The 16,104-nt window shown below is 63.2% G+C and carries 14 protein-coding genes; 10 read left to right on the forward strand and 4 right to left on the reverse strand.

Going from position 1 to position 16,104, the window contains the following annotated elements:
* The first annotated feature begins 77 nt into the window (after positions 1-77).
* Genes HMPREF2604_RS08195 through HMPREF2604_RS08205 form a run of 3 tightly spaced genes read left to right on the forward strand, consistent with a single transcriptional unit; the run spans position 78 to position 2,394 of the window.
* Positions 78-1,457 (forward strand): glycine--tRNA ligase, encoded by a 1,380-nt coding sequence (locus HMPREF2604_RS08195; RefSeq protein WP_070530241.1) that lies wholly within the window; start codon positions 78-80, stop codon positions 1,455-1,457.
* Positions 1,457-1,975, forward strand: a complete 519-nt coding sequence (locus HMPREF2604_RS08200; protein ID WP_070564776.1) for a hypothetical protein — start codon at positions 1,457-1,459, stop codon at positions 1,973-1,975. Before HMPREF2604_RS08195 ends, HMPREF2604_RS08200 begins: the two co-directional genes overlap by 1 nt.
* Positions 1,975-2,394 carry a hypothetical protein gene (locus HMPREF2604_RS08205; protein ID WP_070564779.1) on the forward strand — a complete coding sequence of 140 codons (420 nt, stop codon included), beginning with the start codon at positions 1,975-1,977 and terminating at the stop codon, positions 2,392-2,394. The genes HMPREF2604_RS08200 and HMPREF2604_RS08205 overlap by 1 nt, the downstream gene beginning before the upstream one ends.
* Before the next feature lie 582 nt (positions 2,395-2,976).
* Here HMPREF2604_RS08205 and HMPREF2604_RS08210 read toward each other — a convergent pair.
* Complete coding sequence (locus HMPREF2604_RS08210; protein ID WP_070564782.1) at positions 2,977-5,034, reverse strand: TPM domain-containing protein; 2,058 nt, start codon at positions 5,032-5,034, stop codon at positions 2,977-2,979.
* A 44-nt stretch (positions 5,035-5,078) separates the two neighbouring features.
* On the opposite strand from HMPREF2604_RS08210, the gene HMPREF2604_RS08215 reads away from it, so the two are divergent.
* The 3 genes from HMPREF2604_RS08215 (at position 5,079) to HMPREF2604_RS08225 (ending at position 10,531) form a co-directional block, all read left to right on the forward strand.
* Positions 5,079-5,663, forward strand: coding sequence for a YdcF family protein (locus tag HMPREF2604_RS08215; RefSeq protein WP_070564785.1), 585 nt, complete (start codon positions 5,079-5,081; stop codon positions 5,661-5,663).
* Between the two features lie 11 nt (positions 5,664-5,674).
* Complete coding sequence (locus HMPREF2604_RS08220; RefSeq protein ID WP_070564787.1) at positions 5,675-6,949, forward strand: deoxyguanosinetriphosphate triphosphohydrolase; 1,275 nt, start codon at positions 5,675-5,677, stop codon at positions 6,947-6,949.
* A 252-nt stretch (positions 6,950-7,201) separates the two neighbouring features.
* Positions 7,202-10,531 (forward strand): LamG-like jellyroll fold domain-containing protein, encoded by a 3,330-nt coding sequence (locus HMPREF2604_RS08225; RefSeq protein ID WP_070564790.1) that lies wholly within the window; start codon positions 7,202-7,204, stop codon positions 10,529-10,531.
* A 61-nt stretch (positions 10,532-10,592) separates the two neighbouring features.
* On the opposite strand, the gene HMPREF2604_RS08230 is transcribed toward HMPREF2604_RS08225, so the two are convergent.
* Together HMPREF2604_RS08230 and HMPREF2604_RS08235 are read right to left on the reverse strand one after the other, a co-directional pair.
* On the reverse strand, positions 10,593-10,826 hold the full coding sequence (locus tag HMPREF2604_RS08230) for a barstar family protein (protein WP_070564793.1): 234 nt from the start codon (positions 10,824-10,826) through the stop codon (positions 10,593-10,595).
* 3 nt (positions 10,827-10,829) lie between these two features.
* A complete protein-coding gene (locus tag HMPREF2604_RS08235; RefSeq protein ID WP_070564795.1) occupies positions 10,830-11,336 on the reverse strand; it encodes a guanyl-specific ribonuclease in 507 nt (168 codons plus the stop codon).
* Between the two features lie 156 nt (positions 11,337-11,492).
* Between HMPREF2604_RS08235 and dnaG the strand changes: the two genes are divergently transcribed.
* Positions 11,493-13,421, forward strand: a complete 1,929-nt coding sequence (dnaG, locus tag HMPREF2604_RS08240) for a DNA primase (RefSeq protein ID WP_070564798.1) — start codon at positions 11,493-11,495, stop codon at positions 13,419-13,421.
* Positions 13,422-13,472: 51 nt separating this feature from the next.
* Here the strand turns inward: dnaG and HMPREF2604_RS08245 are convergent, their stop codons facing one another.
* Positions 13,473-13,748 carry a hypothetical protein gene (locus HMPREF2604_RS08245; protein ID WP_070446667.1) on the reverse strand — a complete coding sequence of 92 codons (276 nt, stop codon included), beginning with the start codon at positions 13,746-13,748 and terminating at the stop codon, positions 13,473-13,475.
* Positions 13,749-13,955: 207 nt separating this feature from the next.
* Between HMPREF2604_RS08245 and HMPREF2604_RS14115 the strand changes: the two genes are divergently transcribed.
* From HMPREF2604_RS14115 to HMPREF2604_RS08255, 3 genes are all read left to right on the forward strand, one after another.
* The gene (locus HMPREF2604_RS14115; RefSeq protein WP_168162998.1) at positions 13,956-14,096 is read left to right on the forward strand and encodes a hypothetical protein; all 141 of its coding nucleotides are present in this window, start codon (positions 13,956-13,958) and stop codon (positions 14,094-14,096) included.
* Positions 14,097-14,192: 96 nt separating this feature from the next.
* The gene (gene wecB, locus HMPREF2604_RS08250) at positions 14,193-15,350 is read left to right on the forward strand and encodes a non-hydrolyzing UDP-N-acetylglucosamine 2-epimerase (protein WP_070564801.1); all 1,158 of its coding nucleotides are present in this window, start codon (positions 14,193-14,195) and stop codon (positions 15,348-15,350) included.
* Between the two features lie 90 nt (positions 15,351-15,440).
* A complete protein-coding gene (locus HMPREF2604_RS08255) occupies positions 15,441-16,103 on the forward strand; it encodes a DUF1707 SHOCT-like domain-containing protein (protein ID WP_070564804.1) in 663 nt (220 codons plus the stop codon).
* The last annotated feature ends 1 nt before the right edge of the window (position 16,104 follow it).

Consider the following 16,104-nt stretch of genomic DNA (forward strand, 5'->3'; position numbering starts at 1 on the left):
CACGCGGTGTCAGGGGGCGCGCTAGACTAGGCCGCACTGTATAAAGACTGTCCCCTACCAGAGGAGTCCCATTAGCTATGGCATCCGTCATTGATACCGTCGTCAGCCTGTGTAAGCGCCGCGGCTTGGTCTACCAGGCAGGTGAAATTTATGGCGGTTCCCGCTCTGCGTGGGACTACGGCCCGCTCGGTGTCGAGCTCAAGGAGAACATTAAGCGCCAGTGGTGGCGTCACATGGTGCAGTCCCGCGACGATGTCGTGGGCGTCGATACGTCCGTGATCCAGCCGCGCCAGGTGTGGGTGTCCTCCGGCCACGTCGAGGTCTTCACCGACCCGCTGGTGGAATCCAAGCACACCGGTAAGCGCTACCGCGCGGATCACCTCATCGAGGCCTACGAGGAAAAGCACGGCCACGAGCCGGCCAACGGCCTCGCTGACATTAACGATCCGGAGACCGGCCAGCCGGGTGACTGGACTGAGCCGAAGGCCTTCTCCGGCCTGCTCAAGACCTTCCTCGGCCCGGTCGACGATGAGCAGGGCTTGCACTACCTGCGCCCGGAAACCGCGCAGGGCATCTTCGTGAACTTCAAGAACGTGATGACCTCGGCCCGCATGAAGCCGCCGTTCGGCATTGCGAACATTGGTAAGTCCTTCCGTAACGAAATCACCCCGGGTAACTTCATCTTCCGCACCCGCGAGTTCGAGCAGATGGAGATGGAGTTCTTCGTCAAGCCGGGCGAGGACGAAGAGTGGCACCAGTACTGGATCGATGACCGCTACAACTGGTACGTCGACCTGGGCATCAAGGAAGAGAACCTGCGCCTCTACGAGCACCCGAAGGAGAAGCTCTCCCACTACTCCAAGCGCACCGTGGACGTCGAGTATGCCTTCGGCTTCAAGGGCTCCAAGTGGGGCGAGCTGGAGGGCGTGGCTAACCGCACGGACTACGACCTTTCCGTCCACACCAAGGGCTCGGGCGAGGACCTGTCCTACTTTGACCAGGAGTCCGGCGAGCGCTGGACCCCGTACGTCATCGAGCCGGCTGCCGGCTTGGGCCGCTCCATGATGGCCTTCCTCGTTGACGCTTATGACGAGGAGGAGGCTCCCAACGCCAAGGGTGGCACCGACAAGCGCGTGGTGCTGCGCCTGGACCGCCGCCTGGCGCCGGTGAAGGTGGCCGTGCTGCCGCTGTCGAAGAAGGAAGCGCTGTCCACCCCGGCTCGCGAGCTGGCGAATAAGCTGCGCGCGAACTGGAACGTGGAGTTCGATACCTCCGGCGCCATCGGCCGCCGCTACCGCCGCCAGGATGAAATCGGCACGCCGTTCTGCGTGACCTATGACTTCGACACCTTGGAGGACAACGCGGTCACCGTGCGTGAGCGTGACTCCATGGAGCAGGAGCGCGTCAAGCTTGATGAGCTTGAGGCTTACCTGGCCGCTCGACTGATCGGCTGCTAATGCATTACACCAGCTGGGACCGCAGCGACCGCAAGAACCCGGTGCTCCTCGTGGGGGAGGGGCCGGCGTCGCTGGGCATGTTCCAGGAGCGCTCGGCGGACGTGGAAGGCGAGCACTGGCGCCTGGGTCTCGATGATTTGGGCGCGTCGGTGACGCTGGAGGATGACCGCGTCTACCGCCTGGCGGGCAACCCCAAGCGCGATAAGCGCCTGGAGGCGTCCCTGGATGGGCGCACGTTTGCCTTCATCAACGAGGCCGGCGGCGACTGGATTGTTGAGGACCACGACGGGCTGAAAATCGCGCAGTTCTCCTCGAAGAACTCGGGTGTACGTAAGGCCATCCTGGAGTTTGAGGGCGAGAAAAGCGATGATTCCGATGACCTCAACCATTCGGAGATTGCGGCGCTGAGCTGGTTTACGCGTGTGATTCTGGAGGCGCGGACGCAGAGCACCGCTATCCCGATCATCGCGACGTTGGTGCTGCTGACCATCGTCGCGGTCATTGTGGTGCTGCTCTGATGCAGCGCTGGGTGTGGCACGACGGGGCGTTGGCGGATGGCGCGGGTGAGGTCATCGCCCGCGTGAGACCGACGGGCCTGCTGCTGCCCGGAACGGGCGCCACCATCGCCTTCGAACACATCCCGGGCGCCCGCAGCTTTACTGTGCGCGGGCCCGACTTTTCGGCGGAGCAGACCAGCTTCACGGTGAAAAAGCTGCGTGCGGTCTGTCAGGGCCGCGAGTACTTGCTCGAGCGCACGAACCCCTTCCGCCGCGAGCGCCGCATCCTCGCTCTCGCAGACGCCATCGAGGTCGCCCGCACCGCCCCGCGGGGCCGCGACCTCGAGGTTGCGGTGGGCGAGCTCCCCCTCGCGGACGCCGCCTTCACCAGCTACTGTTGCCTGCTTCTCGACGGCTCCACCCGCCCCCTTCGCACCTAACCTACCTTCCGCGATATAACCAGAACTGGCGTGGAAACTTGGGTGATTTCATTAAAAGGGGAGCTCTTCTAGCATCCTTGCTCGGCTTGGTATGCCAGTAGAGGGTTCTAGTTAGATGGTTGCAGTCATAAGGTTTGTTTGCCCCCAAACGAACCATCTAGCTCGGTGCAGAAGGTTTACTTGCCCCCAAGTAAACCGTTTGACTGCAACCTTGTGAGAGAAGCCTTTTGACGAGAACCATGCGCATGACCGTGTTCCACCTACCGTGTATGTGCACCACCCCGTATCCGAGGAACTGATTGACCGGCTACCGAGCCGGGGTCCAGTCGCCCGATGTGTGCACAAAAAAATGTGGCAGACGGTATCTCACAAATGGCATCCGGCAGAAGGTATCTGACAGATGCCTTGTGCAAGGCGCCTTTTGCGAGATGCCATGCGGGACCGCCCCGGTTATGAGATGCCGGGTGTGGGCCGTGGGCTTAGCGGCCTAGGCGCGGGGCAGGGGAGAAGAAGGAAGGCGGCTGGGGGAGCCGCCGGCGGAAAAGGGGAGAAGGCGAGGAATCGGAGCAGGGGAGAGGGCGGCTAGAAGGAGCCGCCGCGGAAACCGCCTCCGCCTCCGCCGCCCGAGAAGCCTCCGCCGCCCGAGAAGCCTCCGCCGCCGAAACCGCCGCCACCGGAGAAGCCGCCACCGAAACCGCCACCACGGGAGCTGCCGCCGCCGAGAATCTGGCCAATGACCATGCCGGTGAGGATGTTGCCCGCGGCATCGGTGGCCTGGCGGCGCTGCTCCCGGCGGCGATAAGCCTCCAGGTCTTCCTTCGCGCGGTTGAGCGAAGTCTGCGCGGCCGCTGCAGCATCGCGGGAGTAGTTGAGCGCCGCGCGCAGGTCCTTGGAGGCGGAGTTCTGGGCTTGGGCGAAGAGGCGGGTGGCATCGGCAAGCGCGACGCGTGCATCGGGGCCCACCACGCGGCCGCGCGAGGACAGCAAGTCTTCTGCCGCCTGGATGGCGGACTCGGCCGCGGCAATCTGCTGGCGGTAGAGCGCAATCTGGCGCTCGCGGGTGGCGTTGGTTTCGCGGACTGTGTCGAGCTGCTCATCCAGCTTGCTATCGAGCGCCGTCAGCGCGGTGTACTGCCCCAGCGGGTCGGCCTTGCCCTGCTGGCGAGCCGCACTGAGCGCCTCCCGCGCCTGGACAAGCAGTGACTCCAGCGCGGACCAATCGGCAGGAGAGCCCTGGGCCTTTCCTTGTTGCTCAAGGTGCTGGGCTTCGGCGATTTCTTCCTCGACCTCATCGATGAGCGCCGGCAGGTTATCCTGCGCCGCGGTGATCGAGTTCTCGGCGTTCTCCACGGCGCTGAGCAGACGGTCAGAGACCTCCAGCGCATGCTCGGCATCGCGGATATAGCCCACCAACGGCCCCTGCTGCCCGGCGGGCTGGGACTGCAGCTCGCGGCCGCGTGACAGCAGCTTCTCGGCCTCGTCGAGCGAGACCTCCGCCATCTCCGGGTTATCCGCAATCGAGGACAACGCCTCCTCGGAATGAGAAGCACTGAGGGAGGACAATGTCGTGCGCGCCTGCGGCAGACGCCCGCGCAGATCGACGGTGCGCTGGGTCAGCTCATCCAGCTTGGAGCTGGCGTTGATGAGCAAGTCCCGCATCTTGGCAAAGTCCGCCGCCTGCTCATCCAACGCATCATCTGCCTGCCCGCAGGAGGAGATAATCTCCACCAGCATCTGGCGGCGCTCCGAAGTCGATTCCGGCAGGTTATCCTGCAGCCTCTGCTGCAGCTGGAATGCCTTCTGCAGTGTTAGCGTGGAGTGGTTCATCGCGCGCGTGAACGGGCGGGTGCGCTCGGGACCGAACTCGGCCACCGCGATGTCGAGCTCCTCCTTGCCGCGGCGGATCGACTCATCGGTGGAGACCAGTTCCTCCTGCGCCAGCTTCTCCAACGTAGCCATATCCAGGCGGTCGAGCTGCGCGGTATTGCCCGGCTCAATCTGGCGCGCGGACTCCAGAGTGGCCGCCGAGTCCTTCTTTGTCTTGCGCCTGTTGGCCACGGCGATTCCGCCACCCGCCAAAGCCAACGCACCCGCGCCGCCAGCCAGCCACAGTCCTCCGGAGCCATCGGAATCAGAAGCAGCAGAAGCGCCAGAAGAAGACCCCGCAGAACCGGAAGCGGCAGCGTCGACAAGCGCAAGCGCGGAGGGGCCGTACTGGTGGCCGTCGGCAAGCTTGGCGTAGGCCGCGTCATACATCGCATCCAGGCGCCCACGCGGCCAGTCATTGCCCGTCTGCACGCCCACGGTGGAATCATCCACGCCCACCACATAGGCCGCAGAATTCGGGCCCTTGGCCTTTACAATCTCACCCGCATAGCTTTCCGCGCCCTCCGGCAGCGAGGAGGCAAAGACCACGAAAATCACCACGTGGTTCTCCTGCTGCAGCGCGGCAATCTTGTCCTCCAACTCGGACTTCTCCGAGCTCGAGAGCACCCCCGCCTCATCCGTCACCTTGTCCTTAATGGTGGCCGCCTCGGGCGCGGCAAGAACATAGTCCGCAGCCATAGCGGGGCTAGCAGTGGCCAACCCCAACACCACAGCGGCAAGGGCGGCGCGACCAAAACGAGCAGCAATAGTCATGCGCACCACGATACCTTCCCACCCAGCGCTAAAGTGGTCATCCAGTGAAGTACGTTATTATCCTCGGCGCCGCACAGTATGACGGGCGCCCCTCCCGCATCCTTCGCGGCCGCGTGCGCTTCGCCGCCGAGTACGCCGCCGCGCACGACCTGCCCATCATCACCGTGGGCGGGAAGCTGCCCGGCGATAGGTTCACCGAAGCCGGGGTGGCTAAGCGCATGCTTGACGACGATCCCCTCAACGTCACCGCCCTCGAAGAAGGCCTGGACACCCGCAGCGAGCTGATTGCCGCGCGCGAGAAGCTGGGCGTGACCGAGGCCGTCATCATCACCGATCCGCTCCACCGCCTGCGCACCTTCCTCATCGCCCGCCAAGAGGGGATTGATGCAACGGTGCTGGGCACGCCCTATTATCCTTCCCCGCGCTTCTCCATCCCCTGGTGGCGATACCTGGCCCACGAGACCGGCGGCCTAGCCTACCTGGGCCTGCGCACCCTGCTGGGGGAGGAACGCACCGAAGGCGTGCGCGCGGCCTTCTACCGCATCGAGCGCATTATTCGCCCCAACCAGGCCCTGCGCCACCGCGTCATTGGCGCGAGGCAGACCCAGGAAGGCCAGGACTCCGCCTAAACTTAAAACCCGTGAGCTATTCCTACCGCGCAGAAGACGTCGCCCGCCTCGCCTCCGAGTCCCCCAAAGGCTCGGCCCTGCTCAGATCAGAGGAACACCGCGGCGCCTTCTCCCGGGACCGCGCCCGCGTCCTGCACTCCGCGGCGCTGCGCCGCCTGGCGGATAAGACCCAGGTGGTGGGCCCTCGCGATGGCGATACCCCGCGCACCCGGCTGACACACTCCTTGGAGGTCAGCCAGATCGCCCGCAGCATCGGTGCTGGCTTAGGGCTGGACCCGGACCTGTGCGACATGGCAGGTCTGACGCACGACATCGGCCACCCGCCCTACGGCCACAACGGCGAGAATGCGCTCAACGAGGTAGCCCTCGGCGGCTTCGAGGGCAACGCCCAGACCCTGCGCATCCTGGCCAAGCTGGAGCCCAAGGTGGTCCTGGATACCCCGGCGGGCCCGCGCAGCTATGGCTTGAACCTCACCCGCGCCTCCCTGGATGCCGCATGCAAATACCCCTGGACCAAGACCAACCCGGATGGCACCACCAACCGCAAATACGGCGCCTATGACGAGGACGTGGACATTCTGGAGTGGCTGCGCCAGGGGCATAGCGATAAGCGCAAGTCCATGGAAGCCCAGGTGATGGACTGGTCGGATGACATCGCCTATTCCGTCCACGACGTCGAAGACGGCATCATCTCCCGCCGCATCTCTTTGAGCGTGCTCTGGGACCTGGTGGAGCTGGCCAACCTCGCGGACAAAGGCGCCAAGGCCTTCGGCGGTACTGCCGACGAGCTCCTCGAGGCCGCCGACCGCCTGCGCCAGCTGGATGTCATCAACGCCATCGGCAACTTCGACTACTCCCTGCGGGCTTATGCCAACCTGAAGAAGATGACCTCGGAGCTCGTCGGCCGCTATGTGGGCGCCACCGTCTCCGCCACGCTCGCGGCTAACGACGAACCGCTTGGCCGCATGAACGGTGACCTCGCCGTCCCGCCGGGCGCGGTGGCAGAAGTAACGTTGCTCAAGACCATCGCGGTTCTTTACGTCATGGATGAGCCTGCCCACCTGGCCCGCCAGGACCGCCAGCGCGAGCGCATCTACCGCGTCTACGACTACCTGGTGGCCGGCGCGCCGGGCTCGCTGGACGCCACCTTCGCCCTGTGGTGGAACCAGGCCGACACTGATCTTGAGCGTGACCGCGCCATCATCGACCAGATCGCCTCCATGACGGAGTCGCGCCTGGAGCGCCTGGCGCAGCGCAGCGCCGAGCTCTTCGGCTTCTTGAGCTAGGGCGGAGCTAGCGCACCTGCGCACCCTGCCCACGGGCAGAAGGCGGGGCAGGGCCGTGCTGTTCGCAACGGCCGGGCGAAGCGGGAGATATCCGTCACTCGATAGTTGAACACCGTTTACTTTGACGTCATGCACCTGACAACTCGTTGTTAAACGCGCGGCCTAGCCTCGGGCGGGCCGTAAACTGTGCGGCTCCTGTGGAGCCCTCAGAAGCGGAAGTCTCTTCATTTTGCTATCTGTCAAGGAATTTTTGTGTCTCAAAAGAAGTCTCAGAAAAAACTGCATAAAGCCGCGCTGATCGCCTCCATCAGCCTCGTTGGCTCAAGCCTTGTTGCTCCCGCATTCGCCTCCGCCCAGGACCTGCCCAAGGCAGACATCCTGGACTTGTCCTTGGAGAACGGGACCATCAGCAACTCCGCATCCGATGCCGCACCGCTGAACATCGGCGCGCCCACCGTGGAGCAAGACAGCGTCCTTGAGCGCCCCGTGGCCCACTTCGACGGCCGCAAGGATGCCGTCGGCTTCGACATCGGGGACAAGTTTGACCAGATCAAGGACGGCTTCACCGTCGAATGCGTCTTCCGCTACGACGGGGAGTTCGACGGCAACGAAAAGAGCCTCTGCGCCAATAAGGAAGCCGGCGGCTGGGCCATGGTCATCTACGGCGACCAGCTCACCTTCACCGTCAACGGCAGCGATGGCTACAAGAAGGCCCAGCAGCAAGTGGAACCGGGCCAGTGGTACCACGCGGTGGGCGTCTACGACGGCACCAAGAGCGAGCTCTATGTCAACGGCGCCAAGGTGGCTGAGAACACCGAGATCAACGGTGAGGTGACCAAGCCCAAGTCCAACTCCACCGCCGTGATGATCGGCGCGGACTCCGGCCGGGATAACGCCGCCCAGTTCTACTCCGACGCCGTCGTGAGCGAAGCCCGCATCTTCTCCGATCCGTTAGGGGAGGAGGAGATTTCCGCCCTCTATGAGGACTCCAACCTGAGCACCGACAAGAAGGCGGAAATCACCGGCTCCACCCCGAGTGCCGGTCAGCACCTGACGGGCCCGGTGACTTTCGACGTCCAGTTCAACGACGCCGCCCTCATCTCCCGCGAGCTCACCTACACACTGGATGGCGAGGAAATTGAGCGCGGGCAGGAAATCGGCACCGGCCTCAAGGAAGGAAACCACTCCATCCAGGTCGAGGGCCGCGATGTCTTTGGCAACCCCATCTCCCAGGCCATCGATTTCACCTCCGGCAACCTCCCGGGCGCCGCCGGCACCGACTCCGAGCCGAGCGGCGAGGGCGTGACCATCTCCGCCCGCGCGGATAACCCGAGCGGCGGGGAGGTGGAGACCACCTTCACCGAAGCAGACGTGGCGGTAGCGGAGAAGGGCTTCCAGGGCACCGTCACCGAAATCCCGGAGACACTGGACTTCGAGTACGAAGACGGCGAGGACTTTGACAAGGCCCTCAACCCGGATAACGAGGACGCCCAGGAGACCGGCTCCACGGAGGACATGCCCTTCCAGCGCTTTGATCTGAAGGTCAAGGACGCAGAGAAGAAGACCCACGACCTCGCCTGGTCCGGCACCGTGGACCCCAAGCGCTCGGTTCGCCTCATGGCCTGGAATACCAAGACCAACACCTGGGAGAAGCTGGCAGAAACCCGCGGCGCAGCCGACGCCGAAGTTAGCCTCAGCGCGGAAGTCAACCAGGACTTCGTCGATGGCGGAAGCATCCACACCATGCTGGTGGGCTATGACGTCTTTGCCGATGACCTCAACGAGCCCGTCAACGAAGAGTTCGCCGACACCAGCGACTATGACTTTTCCATCGCCCACCACACCGATACCCAGTACCTCTCCGAAGGCGCGGTAGAAAAGGCCACCGCCGAGGAACGCAAGAAGTGGGAAGACGGCTACACCGCCGCCACCCAGTGGATCGCGGACAACGCCGAGAAGCGCAAGATTGCCTACTCCGCCCACACCGGCGACATCATCGAGAACTGGATTGGCAAGGACAATGACCTCCCCAATGCCAAGAAGGAATTCGAGGTAGCCTCCAACGCCCAGAAGATTCTGGAGGACGCCGGCGTGGTCAACGGCGTGCTGCCCGGCAACCACGACAACCAAAGCGGCGCGGACGTCGGCGCCGACAACCTCTACAACGAGTACTTCGGACCGGAGCGCTACGAAGCACAGCAGGGCACGGGTAAGTGGGCTGAGCAGGATGCCTCCTACCACCCTTATGCTGAGGGCGATAACGATAACCACTATGACTTGTTCTCCACCAACGGCATGGACTTCATCGCCCTGCACCTGGGGTTTGACGTCACTGAGGAGGAAGCCGCGTGGGCGGATAAGGTGCTCAAGCAGTACTCCGACCGCAACGCCATCCTGCTCACCCACGCCTACCTCAAGCCTTCCGCCACCCCGGATGGCCGCGGCTCGGACTTCTCCCACGACGGTGTGATGGTCTATGAGAACGTCATTGAAAAGAACCCCAACGTGGCCCTGGTTCTGGCCGGCCACGAGCACGGCGTATCCATTGTCACCCGCAAGGACGTTGGTCACACCAACAACCACGTGGTGGAGCTTCTCGCGGACTACCAGTTCTACGAGGTCGGCTCCGATGAGCTGGGCCTGACGGAGATCGGCGACTACGACGGTGACACCGGCCTGCGCTTTGGCTCCAGCTACCTGCGCCTCCTGCAGTTTGACCTGAAGAATTCGGAGATGGTCGTGGATACGTATTCGCCGCTTCTCGACGACCACAATGCCACCGAGTACGACGACCGCCAGCGCTACAACGGTCACGAGGACGAGTTCCGTGTTCCGATCCAGTTTCAGACCCGCAAGACCAGCTTTGCGACGAACTCCATGCTCGCCCTGACCGATACCGGCAAGGAGATTGGCAAAGACACCGCCAAGTCCGGCTGGCCCGCCAGCGTCACCTACAAGGACGTCAAGGCCGGCCAGGCCTATGGCTGGTACGCCACCTCCGCCGATGCCTCCTCCAAGGAGGACACCAAGCCCGGCATCGTGCGCCAGTTCGGCGTCTTCACCGCGCAGGAGCAGCAGGAGAAGGATAACGAAGCCCCTGAGCTCACAGTCCCGAGCGACAAGCTCACCATCACCAAGGGTGAAAAGGCCAACCTCCTCGAAGGTGTTAGCGCCAAGGACAATAAGGACGGCGACCTCACCGACAAGGTGAAGGTGGTGGGCAACATCGATACCGCCAAGCCGGGCGTGTACTCCGTCACCTACGCCGTGACCGACTCCGCCGGTAACCAGGCCCTGGCCTCCCGCGTCGTGGAAGTCACCGCCGGCAGCGCGGACGACAACAGCGACTCCAGCAGCGAGGGCAGCAGCGGATCGAGCAACAGTGGCTCCAGCGGATCGAGCAACAGTGGCTCCAGCGGCTCGAGCGACCACTCGAGCAACAGCTCGAGCCGCGGAAGCGTCCTCCCCGCCATCCTCGGCGCCCTCTTCGGTGCCGCAGGCGCCACCGCGGTTATCGCCGGCCTGCTGAACTACCTCGCCCCGGAGGTGCGCGACACCATCAAGCGCGCCCTCGGCCTCTAAGGCCTAAGGCCCCGGCTGGGCCACCACCCGCCGGGGCACCACGCGCCGGGCCAGCACCTTACTAGCGCACGAGCGCGACACCCTGGTCCTTCAGCACCATGCTGATGGGGGCCAGGTCTTCTTCAACCATGTCGAAGTCCGCGGCGATAATCGCCACGATCTGCTGCTCGCGCAGGAAGTCCGCCAGGGCATCAAGGTTGCGCGGCGCGCCGGAGGTGCAGCCGCGCAGGCGGCCGAGCGCGCCATAGAAGTCCTCGCGCGTGCGGATGGGTTCAGTAATGAGAATGCGTTGCATGCCTTAGTCCTCCGCGTCCGGGATACTGCAGAAGCTTTCGTAGTGGTCATCGGTGTAGTACCAGACATCCGGGTCGGTCTCACTGCCGCCACCGGTAACAATGCGCTTGGCCCCGCGGTGCCCAATCCCCGGGGTTTCCACGGTGTATTCGCGGTAGTAGTTCTTCGCCTGCTGCGGCAGCACGCCCTCATAGTTTCCGAAACGCACGTTGTCATTATCCGGATAGTCATAGGGCCCGCCGGCCAGGATGTCCTCGGCGGTCTCGTGGGCTTCCTCCGGCAGGGAATCCATGGCGCAGGTGGGCAGGCCTGACTCGCCCTGCTTTGCGCCTTCCCTCTTAGCCCCATTGCTGTCACCGGACGCACCAGCAGCAGAAGACGGCGCTGCCTTCTGGTCCGCACCATCGCTGGAGCTACCAAGGTCAATACCGAAGTAGCCCGCGACGAGGACTAGGACCGCGCCACCGATGAGGGCCGGCAGCGACTTTTTGGAGGGGGAGGATTGGGGCATGGCCCCATCATTGCAGCTATAAGGCCTGAAACAGAAATCCAGACCAGGCCTTTTCCCAATCCCCACTGCAGGTTGTTTGGGGATGTGGGACTTGGCGCCACTGATCCACCCAGCCGTGGGTACCTGTAGCTCCGGCGGGCGGGGTAGTCTGTACGCATGGCACGAGGCAGAATTCCGGACAGCGATATCCAAGCTATCCGTGAACGCGCGCCTATTGATGAAATCGTGGGCGAGTACGTTCAGCTCAAACCCGCTGGCTATGACTCGCTGAAGGGCTTGAGCCCCTTCAAGGATGAGAAGACTCCGTCCTTCCACGTGCGCCCGCAGCGCGGCTATTATCACTGCTTCTCCACCGGCAAGGGCGGGGACGTCTTCAGCTTCCTCATGGAGATGGAGCAGGTTTCCTTCCCAGAGGCCGTTGAGGCCGTGGCTCAGAAGATTGGCTACCACATCAACTACCAAGGTGGCTCCACCGGTGCGCGCGATGAAAAGCCCGGCACTCGCCGCCGCCTCATCGCCGCCAACAAGGCCGCGCACGAGTTCTACCGCCAGCAGCTGGAGACCCCACAGGCCGCGACTGCTCGTGAGTTCCTCCTTGACCGCGGCTTCTCCAAGGAAATCATCTACGCCTTCGAATGCGGCTATGCCCCGGAGGGCTGGGACACAGCCACTAAGCACTTGCTGCGTATGGGCTTTTCCTTTGAGGAGCTCGACGCTGCCGGCATCTCCAAGATGGGCAAGCGCGGTCCCATCGACCGCTTCCACCGGCGTCTGCTGTGGCCCATCAAGGACCTATCCGGCAACGTGATCGGCTTCGGCGCACGCAAGCTTTTCGACGATGACAAGCTGGGCAAGTACATGAACACCTCCGAAACCATGCTCTATCACAAGTCCAAGGTGCTCTTCGGCCTGGATTTGGCCAAGCGCAACATTGCGGAGCAGCACCAGGCCGTGGTGGTGGAGGGCTATACGGACGTCATGGCCATGTATGCCGCGGGCGTGAAGACCGCCGTGGCCTCCTGTGGTACCGCCTTCGGCGCGGATCACCTGCAGGTGCTGCGCCGCCTCATGCTGGATGATTCCTACTTCCACGGCGAGCTCATCTACACCTTCGACGGCGACGAGGCCGGCCAGAAGGCCGCCATGCGCGCCTTCGAGGGCGAGCAGAAGTTCACCGGCCAGTCCTTCGTCTCCGTGGCCCCCGATGGAATGGACCCGTGCGATCTGCGCCTCGCGCGCGGTGATGCCGCGGTGCGTGATTTGGTGGCGGACCGTATCCCCATGTTCGAGTTCGTCATCCGCTCCGTCATCTCAGACTTCAGCATCGATACCGCGGAGGGCCGCCTCCAAGCCCTGCGGCGTGCGGTGCCCGTGGTGGCCCAAATTCGCGACCAACCTCTGCAGCGCGAATACGCCCGCCGCCTGGCCGGCTGGGTGGGCTGGCCCGATCCGGAGGAGGTGCTGCGGCAGGTACGCCAGGAGGCGCGCAAGCCGAAGAAGGAGCAGCGCCCGCGCTTTGCCTCACTGGAGCAGACTTCGTCTGTGCCCGCGCAGACCAATGCCCCCGTCATGCACATCCCCGGCCCCCGCGAGCCACACCTGTGGCCACAGCGTGAGGCCCTCAAGCTGGCCCTGCAGTACCCGCAGATCGCCGGCAGCTATTTCGACGGCATTACGGAGGATGCCTACTCCAACGAGGCCTACCGCACCATCCGCCGCGCCATCTCCACCCTCGGTGGTGTCACCGCCGGTGCTGAACAACCCGGCGTGGAATGGCTAGCGGCCGTGGCGGGTGAGATGCCGGACCTTATGGCCCGCAACTTCGTTTCTGAGCTCGCCGTGGAACCCATCAAGCTAGGGGAGACCGGCAACCCCGATACCGACCTTGAGGCCTACGCCGATTCCGTGCTCTCCCGCCTCCAAGAGGCCCGCGTGGGCGACCAGGTAGCCCAACTCAAGGCGCAGCTGGGCCGCATGCGCCCCTCCGACGACGAGGAATCCTACAACTCACTCTTCGCGGACCTCGTCGCCCTCGAGCAAGCCCGCCGCGAGCTCAACGACCGCGCTTTCCGCGGCGTGCGCTAGCTAGCACTAGGCACTAATCCGCACCCCCGCGCACGCGTTCTAGCGTGCGCGTTAATCTTCGTCCGGCTCGTAAATCCGGTCCGGCTGCACTCCATCTGCGGCGCCACGCTTGCCGCGGCGCCCCTTGTTGTAATCCTTAAGCTCACGCATGCGTGGTTCCGGGTCCAAACGGTTGGCCACGGCCTTTCGGGCGGAGCGCACCGCGGCCTTGGTGGCGGGGGAGTTGACGGCCTTCTCGTAGGCACCCTTAATTTGGTGATAGCGCTTGCGCCCCGCCTTGGTTCCAAAGACGTATCCGGCGGCAGCACCCACAACAAATTGGATCATTGGAAACTAGTCATCCCCTTACTTCAAGCCAGCACAACAGCCGGCGTTTGCGTACAACGTACGGGCAACGTGCAATTCTCATGAATAGCCTACCTGCCAAACCAGTCCGGGGCAGGTGGCCTTCCGGCAGCGGAGCGAACAGGGATACCGAATAGATATGACAGGAACTCTTCCCATAATGCAATCGCTTCAGTTAACTTAATACCTGTGAAGACTTCGAAGCGTACGCATGCGGTATCGGCAGCCGTGGCCATGTCAGCGCTGCTAACAGCCAGCGTGGCGGCGGCGGCTGAGCCCCGCACCAATTGCCTTGAAGAGCCGCGCGAAGTCACCGTGAGCGAGGACTAGCGTTCATCTTCTCGATACCTCCGGGCCATGTGCGCGAAGCAAGGGCATTGTAGACTCTTATGGAGATTCTCTCCCAGTAGTCAACAAAGGAAGTCTATGTCTAAGCCAAAGATTATGACCGTGTACGGTACCCGCCCTGAAGCCATCAAGGTGGCACCGGTCATCAAGGCTCTGGAGAAGGACGAGCGTTTCGAATCTGTTGCCGTCTCCACTGGCCAGCATAAGGAAATGCTGGAACAGGTTAATACCATGTTTGGCATTGAGCCAAAGCTGGATCTTCACCTTATGAAGCCCGGTCAGGGGCTCAATGAGATTGTTTCCCGTGCGCTGATGGGCTTGGATGAGATCATTGATGCCGAACAGCCTGATGTCATCATTTCCCAGGGTGATACCTCGACCGCAATGGCCGCAGCACTGGCTGGTTTCCACCGAGGCGTGAAGATCGTTCACCTCGAAGCCGGTCTGCGTACCGGTGACATTCACTCTCCGTTCCCGGAGGAAGCCAACCGAAAGCTCATTGGCCAGGTGGCAGAGCTGCACCTCGCGCCGACTGCAGGCTCGATGGAAAACCTGCGCCGTGAGAATGTGCGCTCCAAGGACATTGCGGTCACCGGCAACACCGTCATTGATGCACTGCTGGAGGCCGCCAGCTGGGATACCGAATTTGAGGATCCCGCCCTGCAGGAAGCAGCCGAATCTGGCAAGCGCCTCGTGGTGGTCACCACCCACCGCCGTGAAAACCTTGAAGCGATGAAGGAGATTGGCGGGGCGGTCAAGGACCTTGCGGAAAGCTACTCGGACATTAACTTTGTCCTTCCACTGCACCTGAACCCAAAGGTTCGTGAAGCTGTGCTTCCGGAAGTGGAGTCATTGCCCAATGTCGTCATCACGAATCCACTTCCTTATGACCGGTTCACCAAGCTTCTTGACCGCGCAACCATCATCCTGACGGATTCCGGCGGGGTCCAGGAGGAAGCGCCGGCTCTGGGTAAGCCGGTCCTAGTCATGCGACAGAACACTGAGCGCCCTGAAGCTGTTGTTGCCGGCACTGTGAAGCTTGTAGGAACCAACCGCAGCCTCATCGTGGCGGAAGCCAAGCTGTTGCTTGATGACGACGCCGCGTACCACTCCATGGCCAACGCCGTAAACCCCTACGGTGATGGCAAGGCTGCCGAGCGCGCCGTGGCAGCTATTGCTGAGCTTCTAGAAGTAGGGGAGCGCCTGCCGGACTTCGATCCTTCCGCGGAGTCCTAAGCAGTTTCAGGCACATCCCCGGCTCGTCTGGGGCTCGGTCTGGGCCCACAACCCCGGTAAAACCCCAGCACGCTGCGTAGAATACGGGACATGGGAACACGGGATATTAAGTGCACGGATACGCAGCGACTGACGGCCTCACAGGTCTTGGCAGATGCCCTTTCGGTGGGGCAGCTTAAGATTGCAGAGTTTGACGAACGCTCCGCCGCCTGCGCGGCGGCCACCACGCGCGGCGAACTTGTTGACCTCCTTGCGGACTTGGTGGAAGACCCTGACAAGATTCTCTTCGGTACGTCCGCACCGGCTCTGCGTGCCGCACAGGAGCCCACCGAAGTCAGCGAGGAGGCAGCAACACCGGTGCAGAGCTCACTAGCACAGGTCAATCCTTCCGTTCACGGCGCGCAGGGCCTTTCTATCGGTCTCTTCGGCGGTACCACTGTCCGCGGCACCCCGATTGCCTCCCACCACACCACGCTAGGTATCTTCGGCGGCACCGACGTGGACCTGCGCGGTGCCACCTTCAAAGAGAACGTCACCACCATCCAGGCTGTGGCTGCGTTCGGCGGGGTAGACGTGTGGGTGCCCGAAGGGTTTCGCGTTCGCGTGAACGGCTTCAACCTCTTCGGCGGGCACGACATCCACATTGAAGGCGGCGCAATCGACCCCGCCGACCTTCCCTCCAGCGCCCCCGAAATTGTGGTGAACTGCTTCAGCCTCTTCGGGGGCGTGGACGTGCACGTGACCAAGCGCTAGG

Origin of the sequence: Corynebacterium sp. HMSC055A01, from assembly GCF_001809405.1 — a bacterium.
In the GTDB taxonomy this organism is placed as follows: domain Bacteria; phylum Actinomycetota; class Actinomycetes; order Mycobacteriales; family Mycobacteriaceae; genus Corynebacterium; species Corynebacterium hesseae.

Excerpts from the sequence above, each read along its gene's own strand:
- HMPREF2604_RS08205 (WP_070564779.1), top strand. The coding sequence starts at position 1,975 with ATGCAGCGCTGGGTGTGGCACGACGGGGCGTTGGCGGATGGCGCGGGT.
- wecB (WP_070564801.1), top strand. The coding sequence starts at position 14,193 with ATGTCTAAGCCAAAGATTATGACCGTGTACGGTACCCGCCCTGAAGCC.
- HMPREF2604_RS08235 (WP_070564795.1), bottom strand. The coding sequence starts at position 11,336 with ATGCCCCAATCCTCCCCCTCCAAAAAGTCGCTGCCGGCCCTCATCGGT.
- HMPREF2604_RS08200 (WP_070564776.1), top strand. The coding sequence starts at position 1,457 with ATGCATTACACCAGCTGGGACCGCAGCGACCGCAAGAACCCGGTGCTC.
- HMPREF2604_RS08195 (WP_070530241.1), top strand. The coding sequence starts at position 78 with ATGGCATCCGTCATTGATACCGTCGTCAGCCTGTGTAAGCGCCGCGGC.
- dnaG (WP_070564798.1), top strand. The coding sequence starts at position 11,493 with ATGGCACGAGGCAGAATTCCGGACAGCGATATCCAAGCTATCCGTGAA.
- HMPREF2604_RS08245 (WP_070446667.1), bottom strand. The coding sequence starts at position 13,748 with ATGATCCAATTTGTTGTGGGTGCTGCCGCCGGATACGTCTTTGGAACC.
- HMPREF2604_RS08230 (WP_070564793.1), bottom strand. The coding sequence starts at position 10,826 with ATGCAACGCATTCTCATTACTGAACCCATCCGCACGCGCGAGGACTTC.
- HMPREF2604_RS08210 (WP_070564782.1), bottom strand. The coding sequence starts at position 5,034 with ATGACTATTGCTGCTCGTTTTGGTCGCGCCGCCCTTGCCGCTGTGGTG.
- HMPREF2604_RS08255 (WP_070564804.1), top strand. The coding sequence starts at position 15,441 with ATGGGAACACGGGATATTAAGTGCACGGATACGCAGCGACTGACGGCC.